Source organism: Flavobacterium sp. ACAM 123, assembly GCF_000264055.1.
Classification (GTDB): Bacteria; Bacteroidota; Bacteroidia; order Flavobacteriales; family Flavobacteriaceae; genus Flavobacterium.
Genome location: NZ_AJXL01000104.1, coordinates 1 through 13,689 on the forward strand (window position 1 = coordinate 1; position 13,689 = coordinate 13,689).

Annotated in this window: 12 protein-coding genes; 3 read left to right on the plus strand and 9 right to left on the minus strand. The window is 34.1% G+C overall.

The window, feature by feature from the left end; translation table 11 throughout:
• The 6 genes from A3SG_RS20075 to pyrR form a co-directional block, all read right to left on the minus strand.
• A partial coding sequence (locus A3SG_RS20075; RefSeq protein WP_016990841.1) for a CAP domain-containing protein occupies positions 1 to 340 on the minus strand: 340 nt, incomplete at its 3' end.
• Positions 341 to 662: 322 nt separating this feature from the next.
• Positions 663 to 1,307: a pyridoxamine 5'-phosphate oxidase gene (gene pdxH, locus A3SG_RS0115095; protein ID WP_016990842.1), complete on the minus strand. Its 645-nt coding sequence runs from the start codon at positions 1,305 to 1,307 to the stop codon at positions 663 to 665.
• A gap of 104 nt (positions 1,308 to 1,411) precedes the next feature.
• On the minus strand, positions 1,412 to 2,317 hold the full coding sequence (locus tag A3SG_RS0115100; RefSeq protein WP_016990843.1) for a ribonuclease Z: 906 nt from the start codon (positions 2,315 to 2,317) through the stop codon (positions 1,412 to 1,414).
• A 299-nt stretch (positions 2,318 to 2,616) separates the two neighbouring features.
• Positions 2,617 to 2,949 (minus strand): hypothetical protein, encoded by a 333-nt coding sequence (locus tag A3SG_RS0115105; protein WP_016990844.1) that lies wholly within the window; start codon positions 2,947 to 2,949, stop codon positions 2,617 to 2,619.
• 52 nt (positions 2,950 to 3,001) lie between these two features.
• Positions 3,002 to 3,928, minus strand: a complete 927-nt coding sequence (locus A3SG_RS0115110; protein ID WP_016990845.1) for an aspartate carbamoyltransferase catalytic subunit — start codon at positions 3,926 to 3,928, stop codon at positions 3,002 to 3,004.
• 59 nt (positions 3,929 to 3,987) lie between these two features.
• Positions 3,988 to 4,527, minus strand: coding sequence for a bifunctional pyr operon transcriptional regulator/uracil phosphoribosyltransferase PyrR (pyrR, locus tag A3SG_RS0115115; RefSeq protein WP_016990846.1), 540 nt, complete (start codon positions 4,525 to 4,527; stop codon positions 3,988 to 3,990).
• 208 nt (positions 4,528 to 4,735) lie between these two features.
• Between pyrR and A3SG_RS21920 the strand changes: the two genes are divergently transcribed.
• Positions 4,736 to 4,909, plus strand: coding sequence for a hypothetical protein (locus tag A3SG_RS21920; RefSeq protein ID WP_198008530.1), 174 nt, complete (start codon positions 4,736 to 4,738; stop codon positions 4,907 to 4,909).
• Between the two features lie 69 nt (positions 4,910 to 4,978).
• Here the strand turns inward: A3SG_RS21920 and A3SG_RS0115120 are convergent, their stop codons facing one another.
• Positions 4,979 to 6,598 (minus strand): ABC-F family ATP-binding cassette domain-containing protein, encoded by a 1,620-nt coding sequence (locus tag A3SG_RS0115120; protein WP_016990847.1) that lies wholly within the window; start codon positions 6,596 to 6,598, stop codon positions 4,979 to 4,981.
• A 939-nt stretch (positions 6,599 to 7,537) separates the two neighbouring features.
• Here A3SG_RS0115120 and A3SG_RS0115130 point away from each other — a divergent pair.
• Positions 7,538 to 7,864, plus strand: a complete 327-nt coding sequence (locus A3SG_RS0115130; protein ID WP_157485500.1) for a hypothetical protein — start codon at positions 7,538 to 7,540, stop codon at positions 7,862 to 7,864.
• On the opposite strand, the gene A3SG_RS0115135 is transcribed toward A3SG_RS0115130, so the two are convergent.
• Together A3SG_RS0115135 and nagB are read right to left on the minus strand one after the other, a co-directional pair.
• Positions 7,833 to 9,857 (minus strand): beta-N-acetylhexosaminidase, encoded by a 2,025-nt coding sequence (locus tag A3SG_RS0115135; protein WP_016990850.1) that lies wholly within the window; start codon positions 9,855 to 9,857, stop codon positions 7,833 to 7,835. The two genes, A3SG_RS0115130 and A3SG_RS0115135, sit on opposite strands and share 32 nt — an antisense overlap.
• Before the next feature lie 31 nt (positions 9,858 to 9,888).
• Positions 9,889 to 11,826, minus strand: a complete 1,938-nt coding sequence (nagB, locus tag A3SG_RS0115140) for a glucosamine-6-phosphate deaminase (protein ID WP_016990851.1) — start codon at positions 11,824 to 11,826, stop codon at positions 9,889 to 9,891.
• Between the two features lie 308 nt (positions 11,827 to 12,134).
• On the opposite strand from nagB, the gene A3SG_RS0115145 reads away from it, so the two are divergent.
• Positions 12,135 to 13,607 carry an MFS transporter gene (locus A3SG_RS0115145; RefSeq protein ID WP_016990852.1) on the plus strand — a complete coding sequence of 491 codons (1,473 nt, stop codon included), beginning with the start codon at positions 12,135 to 12,137 and terminating at the stop codon, positions 13,605 to 13,607.
• Positions 13,608 to 13,689: the final 82 nt, after the last annotated feature.

Here is a 13,689-nt window from a genome sequence, read left to right on the forward strand (position 1 = left end):
ATATGTTGGTATAATATTTTTTACCCGTTACCGTATTTTCTCTTATTGAAATTCCAAAATGAGTAAAATCACCAACTATATTTTTTTTGTGAGCTGGACTATTCAACCAAGCATTTAGGACTCCTTGAGGTGTACTATAAACATCAGCTACATTTTCACCCACTGATACAGCTCCTAAAGTATTCACTATATCTTGAGATCGCACATTAAAACCATCATGACTAAGCGTATTAGTAACAATCATATAGTTGTTGTGTTCTTCTGCCTTTAAGGAAATGAAATTGTTTTTTGTTAAAGAATTCAAGCCAATACTTACTCTATATGCATTTATTAAGTCCATAAGTTGGATTTCAGAAGTAGTATAGGAATAGTTAAATAAATCAGATGGGGATTCTTTAAGTACTTTTTTTGCTAATGCTATGGATGCGTCTGATGTTGTAAGAGTTTAATAATGAAGTAAGTAATAATGTAAAAAGGGGTTTTAATTTTATGTATTTTTTGTAGTAGGTTAATTGTAAATCAGTTGTAGATATAAACAAACGTAGCGATTTATTAATTTACTGTGTTTTCTTAGTTTTCATAACTACTTTTTTTGCCGACAAAACCCTAAAAAAACCGACAACCAACACTAAATTAACAATTGACCAACTCTTTTTCTTACATCAAGGAGAGAGACGCTCTATTTTCCAAGAGAAATCTTTTTGACTAGTATATCGTATCCTGTCATGCAGGCGATTAGGACGGCCTTGCCAAAATTCAACTTCAACGGGAATGACTAGAAAACCACCCCAATGCTTTGGTCTCGGAATTACTATACTTTCAAAATCTACTTCTAATTGTTTTAAATTGTCCTCAAGATAACCACGAGAAGGGATAACCTCACTTTGATTAGAAACTATGGCCCCCAACTTGCTTCCTTCAGGTCTTGAATCAAAATAATTATCTGAAATTATTTCAGAGGTCTTTCGAGCAATACCCTTTATTATTACTTGACGCTCCATACTATGCCAAAAAAAAGAAAGACAAATATGAGGATTAGCTTCAATCGCTTTGCCTTTTTCCGAATTGTAATTGGTATAAAATATAAATCCTTCTTCAGTGAACTTTTTTAATAGCACCACTCTCGATTTTGGAAATCCATCTAAACCCATTGTCGCTACTGTCATTGCGTTGACTTCTTCACTTCCTCCTAAATCTTTTATTTCATGAAACCATCCGTTGAACAGGTTTATCGGATCTTCTGGAATGGCAGATTCCAATAACTCACTCTTATCGTACGACTTTCTATAATTACTTAAATCTTGCATTTCTTTATATTTTAAGATTATCCTGTTATTAAATTATCCATTTTCAAAAAATCTAAAAACAAGGGTGTTAATTTTATTTTAATTCCTAAAAGCTAGGACTTCGTTTAAAAGTCAAAACTTCGACCATCGTCGGCCAACAGTACTTCAGGAAAAATAGTCTCTGCTTCCTCTTTAAAAATACTGATATTCTCATAACGGGTAGAATAATGCCCTAAAACTAATTGCTTCACATTTGCTTTCAAAGCAATTGTAGCCGCTTCTTTTGCCGTAGAATGCATAGTCTTTCCTGCCAGTGTTTCTTCTGATTCTAAAAAAGTTGATTCGTGATACAAAACATCTACCCCTTTTATTAGCGGAATAATAGCCTCATTATAGGCTGTATCAGAACAAAAAGCATAACTCTTTGGTGGTATTGGATCAAATGTCAACTCCCCATTCTCAATTACCCTTCCATCATCTAAGATGATGTCTTTTCCGTTCTTAATGTTTTGAAAATAACATTTGTCGATTTCATAATTCTGAACTGCGTTCGTATTCAATTTTCTTTTATCCATTTTTTCCTCGAATAAAAAACCATTGGTATAAATGCGATGCTTTAGAGGTATTGTAGATACTACTACTTTATCATCTTCAAAAATAATTTCACTTTCCTTTGATTCTAATTCATGGAAATGTAAACCGTAATTAGTCCATGAATTTGCTAATCGCAATTGTAACTTTATAATTTCCTTAATTCCCTTTGGTCCATAGATATGTAAATCCGTATTTCGATTGAGTAATGTAAACGTAGACACTAATCCTATCAACCCGAAAAAATGATCTCCATGCAAATGCGAAATAAAAATATGATTGATCTTAGAAAATCTGACTTTATTTTTACGCAATTGCACCTGTGTTCCTTCTCCGCAATCAATCAGAAATAGTCTGTTCTTAATTTCTAAAAGCTGAGAGGTTGGATTAGTAAATGTGCGCGGAGTTGCTGCATAACAGCCTAAAATCGTTAGTTTCAATTTATATTTTAAAGTTTAAAGTTGGGTGTCAATTTAAAAATAAGCTCAATTATTAGAAGCTTAAAACTGAAATAAAGCGGAGCTATCCCTGACCTATTTTCTTTTCTTTTCTATAGTTTCTAATCTGTATAATCATCGAAATTACCATTACACCATTCGCAATTATCCCTAAATAACTTATTAATTTGTCTGTAAAAATATTGTCTAAATTTAAACACAATAAAATTAAAAAACACAATAATGATACTATTTTTAAAACGTATTATTTCTTTACTGTAAAAGTCCAATCTGCTTATTTTTTAAAAGCCTAAATCTCTTTCAATCTCTTCCATCTCGATAATATCATGTGCTTCAAGTAGGGAGGGAACAACAGTTAGCACATCAGGAACGGCATTATAATCCAAATCTGAAATGACAATTATAAAAGACTTTTTAGCTTTTTTATGTTGCTCTGATAACGGCAATAATAACTCCATATCATTTACAATTAAGTCTTTATGGTATAAAAGATCTATGATGATATTCTGCTTTTCGAAGGTTTTATATTGATGGGTAACTTTCATCAAAAAAGAAGTAAAATCTCCTTGAGTGTCTTTAATTGTAATTGTATGGCCTTTTTGATCTACTTTCATTGCATTAATTTTTCAGAATTACTATCTAACTAAGTTACTACCTTTTTTTATATTACTGAATTTTTGAAGCCAAAAGATAAATTACTGCCATCCTTATGGCTACGCCATTCTCAACTTGATTCAAAATAACAGACTGATGCGAATCTGCCACTTCAGATGTGATTTCTACTCCTCTGTTTATAGGTCCGGGATGCATAATTACAATTTCCTTGTTTAAGGAATCTAATAATGTCTTATCGACCCCGTATTGTTGTGCATACTCTCTGGTCGACGGAAAATAATTCACATCCATGCGTTCATTTTGCACACGCAACATATTGGCAACATCACACCATTCTAGCGCTTTACGCAAATTAGACTCCACTGTCACTCCCAGTGATTCAATATGTTTTGGAATTAGTGTTTTTGGACCGCATACTTTGACTTCGGCTCCTTGCATTTGCAAAGCGTATATATTAGACAATGCTACTCTTGAATGCAATACATCACCCACTATCACTACTTTCTTACCTCCCACTTCACCGAGTTTTTCTCTAATTGAATAACTGTCCAGCAACCCTTGAGTAGGATGTTCATGCGCGCCGTCGCCTGCATTGATAATACTTGCTTTTACATTTTTGGAAAGAAAGTAGGCTGCACCAGGATTAGCATGGCGCATCACTACCATATCTACTTTCATCGAAAGAATATTGTTAACGGTATCGATTAGTGTTTCTCCTTTCTTTACAGAGGATTGTGCTGCTGAAAAACTGATAACATCTGCAGACAATCTTTTTTGTGCCAGTTCAAACGAGAGTTTTGTTCGGGTACTATTTTCAAAAAATATATTGGCAATGGTAATGTCTCGTAACGAAGGTACTTTCTTAATGGGACGGTTAATGACTTCTTTAAAATGATCGGCTGTTTCAAAAATAAGGTCAATATCACTCTTGTTAATATATTTTATACCTAATAAATGATCTACGCTTAATTCTTTCATTCTTTTACGATTATTTTATTTTTATAAAATCAGATTCTTTGCTATTTAAAGTACGTCGTCTAATTAGTAACTAAATACACGACATCTTCTCCATTGTTTTCACTCCATTCTACCTTCACTTTTTCATTGTTGATGGCGTCGACCTGTCTGCCTCTATAATCGGGCTGTATAGGTAAATTGCGGCTAAAGCGTCTGTCAATCAAAACAAGTAATTCAATCTCTGACGGTCTACCAAAAGATTGAATAGCAGTCAAGGCAGAGCGAATACTTCGTCCCGTAAACAAAACATCATCAATAAAAATTACTTTCTTGTTCTCAACAATGAAATTGATTTTAGTTTCATTTGCTTCCAAAGGCTTCTCGGTTCTTCGAAAATCGTCTCTAAAGAAAGTAATATCTAAGAGTCCTAATTTTATTTCAGGCGTATTATATTCCTTTTCCAAAATTTTCTTGAGTCGTTCCGCCAAAAAACTTCCTCTAGGTTGAATCCCTATCAGGATAGTATCTTTAAAGTCTAGGTGTTTTTCAATAAGCTGACAAGCCAAACGGTGCAGAATGATATTGACTTCTTTAGAATTGAGCAATACTTTTTGAGTCATGGTAAAGTGTTGTGTTGGGTTTTGCAAATATACGAATTCCAATTTATGATTTAATAATTATAATTCGAGATTAAAAGTTCATTTAAGCAAAAGAACAGTTATAAAAATAGTATAACAAATATAAATAATTATATAAATGCTGTTATCCTATATCTAGTTAATTTTACCCAACCTAATAATTCAACTTTAGGGCTAAATAATAGAAATTATGCAAAACAAAACAATCAGACTATTACTGCTATTGACGGTGGTATTATCGCTTACTGGATGTTCCCTAGTCGAAGGAATATTTAAAGCCGGAATGGGTGTGGGTATTTTTATAGTAATCGCAATATTAGCGATAATCCTCTTTATTGTCAGTAAATTATTTGGAAAGAAATAACCCAATTCCTTGATACAAAAAAACTCCTGCAATTTTATCTGCAGGAGTTTTTCTATCATTTTATATCTCTTATTTCGTGTACATCTTAGTTCTCAATTCCTGAACTTTTTCATCATCTAAATAATCATCAAAAGTCATGTAACTATCAATAGCCCCATTTGGTGTTAATTCTACCACTCTGTTGCCCACAGTTTGAGCAAACTCATGATCATGTGTAGTAAAAATTACCGACCCTTTAAAGTTTTTTAATGAATTATTAAATGCCTGTATAGACTCTAGATCCAAATGATTTGTAGGCTCGTCTATCATCAATATGTTGGCTCTTTCCATCATCATTCTGGACATCATACAACGCACTTTTTCTCCTCCTGATAGTACTCTGCATGTTTTCAATGCTTCTTCTCCGGAGAAAATCATTTTACCAAGGAAGCTACGAATATTAACCTCATCGCGTTCTTCTTCTGTTTTTACCCATTGACGCAACCAATCCACAAGTGATAAATCATTTTCAAAATAGGAATGATTGTCTACTGGCAAATAGGCTTGATTAGTGGTTACACCCCAATCAAAATTACCAGAATCAGCCTTCTGTTTTCCGTTTAATATTTCGTAAAAAGCAGTCGTTGCACGAGAATCTTTGGAGAATAATACAATTTTATCTCCTTTAGCCATATTTAAATCAACATTTTTAAACAATATCTCTCCATCAAGAGAGGCACTAAGATTCTGGATATTCAAAATCTGATCTCCTGCTTCCCGCTCTTGGTCAAAAATGATCGCGGGATAACGACGACTTGAGGGCTTTATCTCAGATATATTTAATTTACTGATCATTTTTTTACGGGAAGTAGCTTGTTTTGATTTGGCTACATTCGCACTAAAACGTCGAATAAATTCTTCTAATTCTTGTTTCTTTTCCTCCGCTTTTTTATTTTGTTGTGCACGTTGTTTTGCGGCTAATTGACTTGACTCATACCAAAAGGTATAATTTCCTGAATAATGGTTTATTTTACTATAATCAATATCCGAAATATGAGTACAAACGGAGTCCAAAAAGTGACGGTCATGCGACACGACAATAACCGTGTTTTCATAGTTTGCCAAGAAATTTTCTAACCATTCAATAGTCTCAAAATCTAAATCATTTGTAGGTTCATCCATTATCAGTAAATCTGGATTTCCAAAAAGAGCCTGAGCCAATAGGACACGAACTTTAATTTTTGCCTCTAAGTCTGCCATCAATGTAAAATGGTGCTCTTCGCCAATCCCTAAATTTGAAAGCATTGCTGCGGCATCTGAATCGGCCCCCCAACCATTCATTTCTTCAAACTGTACCTGCAATTCCCCTATTCTATCTGCATTTTTATCATTATAATCTAAATAGAGTTCGTCCATTTCCTTTTTAATAGAATACAACGTCTTGTTCCCCATAATTACGGTTTCCAATACGGTATGTTCATCAAACATATTGTGGTTTTGACTTAAAACCGACATACGTTTTCCTGTTTCTAGATGGACATGTCCTGAGGTAGGATCCATTTCACCAGAAATTATTTTAAGGAATGTAGATTTCCCAGCTCCATTGGCTCCGATAACTCCATAAATATTACCATGTGTAAAGGTGGTATTTACCTCGTCAAACAAAATTCGTTTGCCAAACTGAACCGATAAATTATTAACTGCTAGCATGTATTTTCTTTTATATAATTTTTCGCAAAAGTACAAAAAAAAATACTAAGATATAGGCTAAATACCAATGTAGTTGATACTTGGTTTATTTTATCTTCGACTTCAACTTTTTAAAAGTTCATTTTGATTTGTTAATTATTATTCGAAACTAGAATTGTAATTTTAAAATCTTGAAACGAAATCATTAGTTTTGAACACAATGAATTATTGTACTTCTAACAAACAGCAAAAGAAAGAAACAGCAAACTAAATTCTTAGATCGATCTATTATGAAAAAATATTTTGTTTTCTAATTAATTTTGAGCCTTCATCTGGCCTTTGCACAAACAGAAAAATTATTTTTCGATATTGAAAAAGATAGTTTGTTAGGCGTTAAAAATCAAAACGGTAAAATAATAATTAATCCAAGGCCGTCATGGAATTCAGGAGTATAATGGAATAATCGTGAAATAAAATCGGAAATCTTTACGATAGATTTAAAAGACAACCTTTTCGCATACTATAATAGAAAAGGTGAGTTTTTATTTCAAACATTTATGACTTCTGAAGGACCTGACGGTTTTCAAGAAGGTTATACACGTTGTGTTGAAAACGATAAAAGCGGATTCTATAATGAAAAAGGTAAGAAGGTAAGAAGATAACACGAGCTAAATATGATTAGATATCTTCTGTAGACTTTGGCTTTGCGATATTTTGTAATGGTTGCTATTTTGACACTTCTGAAGACGAATAACATGCACCATTAGTAGGTGAAACATGGGGGTTTATTAGTAAAAATGGAATTGAAATAATACCGACTTATAAAAGAAAGCATCCTAAAAATTTCGACACAAAAGACCAACGATTAATTCCTTATCAATTTCAATATAATGATAAGGAAAAACAGTATTTTTGATTTTTTCGAAAAAAAGAAAAAACCAAATTACAAAAATTAATAGATTGAATTGTAATGGCAAATATCTATATTCTGAAATTTTTCATGAGCCTACAGAATATAATAATTTCTACAGAATCAAAACATTTGAATTGTGTGATTCTTATCTAAATGGTGCCGATGAAAATTATGATGATTTTAAAAATTTTAAAGTATCTGCCGGCGGAAAAAATTATTACGTTTTATACATTGATTTAGTAAATCACAAGGATTATTCTGAATATATAGAACGAAAAATACCTGTTGACACGTGGATCAAACAGAATCTTTATAAGTTGAGAAAAAAAATAAATAACACGATTAAAATAGCTTTTTTAAACTATCGTAAATAGCTAATTCTACATCAGCTGAATTTCGAATATTGAATTGTTCTAATAACGCGCTCAATGCTGTTTTATCAACATTTTGTTTTTCTTCAATCGATAACAAGAGTTGCTTTGAAATTGAACTTAAGTTATTTGACATCGATAGAAGAGGCTGAATTAAAGGTGCATTCGTACTAAGGCGAATTAAATCCAAATCCATTGCTATCCATTTTTTTAAAAAATCAGTAACAACTTTCTGATTCTCTAAACTTCTGTTTTCTAAATACTGAGTAACCGCTTTATTAAATTTGTAAGCATCAGAAGCATCGGCTGAGCAAGCATCTGCAAACAGCGTTAATGGAGAATACATAAAATACTTTTTCCCACCACCGTTGCGTTTATACACTTTATAAGGTTCGCAAATGTTAGTAAAATCATTCACTGCTTTCGTATCTTGATAGTTACTAATATTCCTTAAAATCAATTCTTTATTTCTGATATGCATTGTTCCTACTTCTTCTAATCTGGAAGAAATTACTTTTAATCTCCTATGCATACTATCCAAATCAGTAATCGTATCATTTGACCACAACCTTTCCGCAATTGCGGCAGTTCTTGGCCATATTTTTGAATCTATATTTATAGGCGCGGCAAGTTCGCTCCACATGGTAGCCTCCCCTCCAAGTATTCGCGCCTTTTCTTCCGGAGAAAGAGCAATATTTTTAGGTAGAGGATCATTCAGGTAATGACTATCCACACTGAGCATCAAATCAAGATAATACCCATTAGATAAAACAGCATTGTAGCCATTTTTTGCAGCTGTAATTAGAGCGCCACCTGGAGTAACTCCTTCATTATCTCCCCTCCATGTATGAATAATCGCGTCTTTAGACATGTCTTTGGTCATAATCTCCTCCCACCCCATGAGCCGTTTATTATGCTTCTTTAACATGGGTATTAACTTCATATTAAAATAGGTTTGCAAGTCGTGATTGCTTGCTATCTTGTTCTTCTTCTTAAATTCATGAATAGTAAGGTTTGCGTCCCATTCTTTACCGTTGTTTTCGTCTCCGCCAATATGGAAATAATTACTGGTAAACAACGGACATACTTCATCAAAAATTTCACCTAGCAACTGATACGTTTTCGGATTCGTAGGATCAAGTGCCGAATCATAAATTCCGGAACGCCGTCCTACAGAATACGGCAAACTACCACTTTGTTTGCTCCCTATTTCAGGATAAACAGAAAGTAAAGCGGAAGCATGGCCGGGAATATCTATTTCAGGTAGTACCATAATTCCGCGTTCATCGGCATATTTTACAATTTTTTTTATTTCGTCTTGGGTATAATAATCCCCGTCTGAAGCTAATTCAGTCAACTTTGGATGTTTTTTTATTTCAATTCTCCAACCTTGATCATCGGCTAAATGCCAATGGAAGACATTCATTTTCATCGAAGCCATCGCATCAAGGTTTCTCTTAACAACATCCACCGGCTGAAAATGCCTTGCTGCATCTATCATCAGTCCTCTCCAAGTAAATCGTGCAGAATCCGTAATTTCTACAGCCGGAAAATAAAAAGAGCTCCCATTATTTTGCATTAATTGCAGTAAGGTCTCCAATGCATGTAACGCACCTAAATCAGTTGTCGCATTAATAATAATCTTATTAGGCACGATAGAAAGTTGATAGCTTTCGTCTTCGTTTAACCCAACCTTTCCCTCTCGCTCACAATTTATCTGTAATTCTGCTGTAATGAATTCGTTAACTTTAGTGACATAGGCTTGTTCTAAAAACAATCCGGTTCTGCCATCTAACCTTCTTAGAAAGTTAGTTGCCCCTTTAAATAGTCTGGCATCCGGATTACCTGTAATATTGACTTTGAACTGTTTTGTGATGGTGAAGATTCCTCCGATTAAATTTATGTTTTGTGGCCAAGGCATTAGGTCTAATTGCTGTTTTGTAATTTGAGCATTCGACACAAAAGCTACAAACAATAGTATTACAATGTATTTCATAGATTTTTTTATCCGTTTAAAATTTCACTTTTTAATAATTAAATCGCTTAAAAGCTTCAATAGCTTCATATTCCGGTAGCCCTAAGTCATCATAAAGTGCTGCAGTATGTTTATTGCGATCCTCGGCTCTTACCCAAAATTCTCTTGAATCACTTCCTTGATACATCACTCTGTCCTTTTGGGACTGATGGTAAAAAATAGCGTTCCTTTTTAATAACACTTCGTCTGGACTTAAAGGGACAGCCATATCGATCTCGTGAAGTTCCCATTCATGCCAGGCACCTCGATACAACCACAACCAGCAATCATCCATGTATGATTGGGATTTTAATTGTTTCATTGCCGCAAATATGGCATCTAAGCAAACTTCATGTGTACCATGGGGATCTGCTAAATCTCCTGCAGCAAAAACCTGATGTGGTTTTATTTTTGCAATAATAGCTGTGACAATGGCAATATCTTCGTCGCTTATTGGTTTTTTCTTGATATATCCTGTTTCGTAAAACGGCATGTCTAAGAAATGAATATTTGTATCTTGTAATCCAATATATCTGGTTGCACCAAAAGATTCTCGACGCCTTATTAATCCCTTTAGCTTTCTAACCTCTATTGAATCAACTTGATTTTCCGTTTTATTATTTAAAAACTCGATTACGGAAGCGAAATTAATTTCAGCTGTATCCTCTCCTACAAAATCATGAGCCACTTCGGCAAATTTTAAAGCTTCATCGTCTGTTACTGAAATATTTCCAGACGTTTGATAAACGACATGGACCTCATGACCTTGCTTTATCAATTTCGAAAAAGTACCTCCCATCGAAATTACGTCGTCATCCGGATGCGGACTGAAAAGGATTACTCTTTTTTTGGCTGGGCTTGCTCGTTCCGGTCGATAGGTATCGTCTGTATTGGGTTTTCCTCCTGGCCATCCCGTTATGGTGCGTTGCAAAACATTGAACATATTGATATTTAAATCATACGCAGATCCTTCTTGCGCTAAAAGATCAGACATTCCGTTATGATTGTAATCTCTGTCAGTCAGCTTTAAAATTGCTTGATCCGTCTTTTGACAAAGCCAAACAATAGCTTTACTCTTCAATTCTTGCGTCCAAATACAGTCACCTACCAACCAAGTTGTTTTAAGTCGGGTCAATTCTGATGCTGCTGATTGGTCTAAAACAAAAGTAGTATTCGCATGATTTTGTAAAAACGTAGCAGGTACGTTAGGGCTGATGTCTTCCTGAATTGTTTTTTTTATTATTTCAGCTTTATTTTGCCCCCAGGCCATCAAGACAATTCTCTTGGACAGCAAAATAGTAGAAACCCCCATGGTAATCGCTATTTTAGGGACATTTGCCGTACCGTTAAAATCAGACGAAGCATCAACACGAGTAATATGATCCAAAGTAATAATGCGCGTTCCCGAATTGATATGCGATCCTGGCTCATTGAATCCAACGTGTCCTGTACGTCCTATTCCCAACAACTGAAAATCAAGACCTCCTGAATTTTTTATTTTGATCTCATAATCGATGCAATACTGCTGTATTTTTTCCATGGAGACGGTTCCATCAGGTATATTAATGTTTTCCGTCTTAATGTCAATGTGGTCAAAAAGGTGCTCGTGCATAAAATAATGATAGCTTTTGTTGTTATCCACCCGCATCGGATAATATTCGTCCAGATTAAAAGTAATCACATTACTAAAACTAAGTCCGTCCTCTTGATGCATACGCACTAATTCTTCATAAACCATTATAGGCGAAGAGCCAGTCGCCAAGCCAAGTACACAGTTTTGTTTTTGCTGTTGTTTAGCTTGAATCAAGTCGGCAATTTCTTTAGCAACAATAATAGAGGCTTCTGCCGCATTTTTAAAAATTACGTTATGAATCTTTTCAAACCGGGTATCTTCAAATTTTCCGGGGCTTTCATAGCTGATATCTCGTTTGATCTCTAAAGTGCGCTTCATTTTGTTTTGTTTTATACCGATTCATAAAGGTATGAAATTTTCAACTCGCTGTAAGTACTGTTATTTTACCTTTCTAATTGTCTTTTGATTTATTAAAAGTATAATTGCAAGCCGATATTAGAAATTAATTCTGTTTGATAGGATATTAAAAAGAGAAAAAAATGAAAAAAAATCATGCTTTTATAACAAAAAGTGATTATTCTATAATTATAATAAGATTTATTCGAAATTGTTTTTTTTAGTTTGAGTAACAAATATATTTACCGCCGTTCTATAAAATCTAATCTTAAAAAACTATCCGGAAAATTATGAGTTCAGAAAATTTACAAACCAAATGGGGACAATTTATTTCCTTGATAATAGTATTCTTCTTTTGGGGTTTTGTTGGCTCTGCCAATGACATATTAATACCTGTGTTCAAAAAAGTTTTTACGCTATCACAAGTTCAATCTCAACTTGTAGCTTGGGCATTTTATGTAGCATACTTTGTAGGATCAATTATTTTCTTCTTAATCTCATTAAAAGTTGATGTCTTGCAAAAATTTGGATACAAAAAGACATTGTCTGCTGGTTTATTACTTTCCGCGTTTGGTTCTTTTTTGTTTGTTCCTGCAGCCACGATGGAGAGTTTTCCTTTCTTTCTTACCGCCTTATTTACGGTAGGACTGGGATTTTCAATTCAGCAAATAGTCGCTAATCCACTAGCTATTAAAATGGGAAGCCCCGATACTGGCGCACACCGTTTGACATTAGCAGGGGGAATCAACTCTTTTGGAACTACTATTGGTGCTATTTTATTAGGAATAGCGTTGTTCGGAATGGGTAATGATAAAAAAACAGATCTTTCTTTAGAAGACATAAAACTACCTTTTATAATTTTAGGGGTCGCTTTTATTGTAGTTGCTGTTTTTATGAATTTTTCTAAGATTGAAAACCCGGCAAAAATAGAAAAAACAGTCATTAAAAACGAAAGTACGGATACATTTCGCGTTCTAGACTACCCACAACTATATTTAGGAATGCTAGCTATTTTTATTTATGTGGGGACGGAGGTAACTATAATTAGTAACTTACCCGCTTTACTGCATACTGCAGAGTTTGGTCGAATCTTAGAGGACGCAGTACCTCCCTTTATCGCGTTGTATTGGGGAAGTTTAATGATTGGCCGATGGAACGGCGGTGTAAATGTTTTTAACACCTCAACTCTAGTAAATACTGCACTTAAATTTATCGTACCTGCCGTTGCATTCGGAGTTATTATTGGAGCTAATCTTTTTGCTGAACATGACGTTTCTGAATTTTATATTTATCCAATCTGGATTTTGTTATTTATTGGAGTAAGTTTTGTAGGTGGGAAAAATGCTGGTAAGACATTAATGCTTTTTGGAATATCAGGATTGTTAATGATGCTATCAGGATTGGTTTGTACAGATACTGAAATTGCTAAATTTTTCTTTATCTCAGGAGGTTTATTCTTATCGATCATGTGGCCATCGATCTTTGATTTAGCTATAGCTGGATTGGGTAAAAATACGGGAAAAGCATCTTCTTTCTTAATCATGATGATTCTCGGGGGTGGTGTTATTCCATTGATCCAAGGAGGTATTTGCGATATAGATCTTACTAATCCAGCTGGAATATTTGGTATTTCATGGACGCACTTCTCTTATGTGGTGCCCCTTGTTGGTTTTGCTTATTTAGGCTTTTATGGTTATTACTGTCCTAAAATCTTAAAAAGACAAGGTATCGGTCGCATTGAAACCGAAGGAGGAGGACATTAACCTTAGTTTTACAAAAAAATCACCGCGGGATCATAAATTATTAATTCCAACTAAAAAAATCGTCAAATACTACTTTGTATGA

Bases quoted from the DNA above. Each gene is read 5' to 3' on its own strand.
- A3SG_RS0115120 (WP_016990847.1), bottom strand. From the start codon at position 6,598: ATGCTAGCAGTTAATAATTTATCGGTTCAGTTTGGCAAACGAATTTTG.
- A3SG_RS0115105 (WP_016990844.1), bottom strand. From the start codon at position 2,949: ATGAAAGTAGATCAAAAAGGCCATACAATTACAATTAAAGACACTCAA.
- nagB (WP_016990851.1), bottom strand. From the start codon at position 11,826: ATGAAGCGCACTTTAGAGATCAAACGAGATATCAGCTATGAAAGCCCC.
- A3SG_RS0115110 (WP_016990845.1), bottom strand. From the start codon at position 3,928: ATGAAAGAATTAAGCGTAGATCATTTATTAGGTATAAAATATATTAAC.
- A3SG_RS21920 (WP_198008530.1), top strand. From the start codon at position 4,736: ATGCAAAACAAAACAATCAGACTATTACTGCTATTGACGGTGGTATTA.
- A3SG_RS0115135 (WP_016990850.1), bottom strand. From the start codon at position 9,857: ATGAAATACATTGTAATACTATTGTTTGTAGCTTTTGTGTCGAATGCT.
- A3SG_RS0115145 (WP_016990852.1), top strand. From the start codon at position 12,135: ATGAGTTCAGAAAATTTACAAACCAAATGGGGACAATTTATTTCCTTG.
- pyrR (WP_016990846.1), bottom strand. From the start codon at position 4,527: ATGACTCAAAAAGTATTGCTCAATTCTAAAGAAGTCAATATCATTCTG.
- pdxH (WP_016990842.1), bottom strand. From the start codon at position 1,307: ATGCAAGATTTAAGTAATTATAGAAAGTCGTACGATAAGAGTGAGTTA.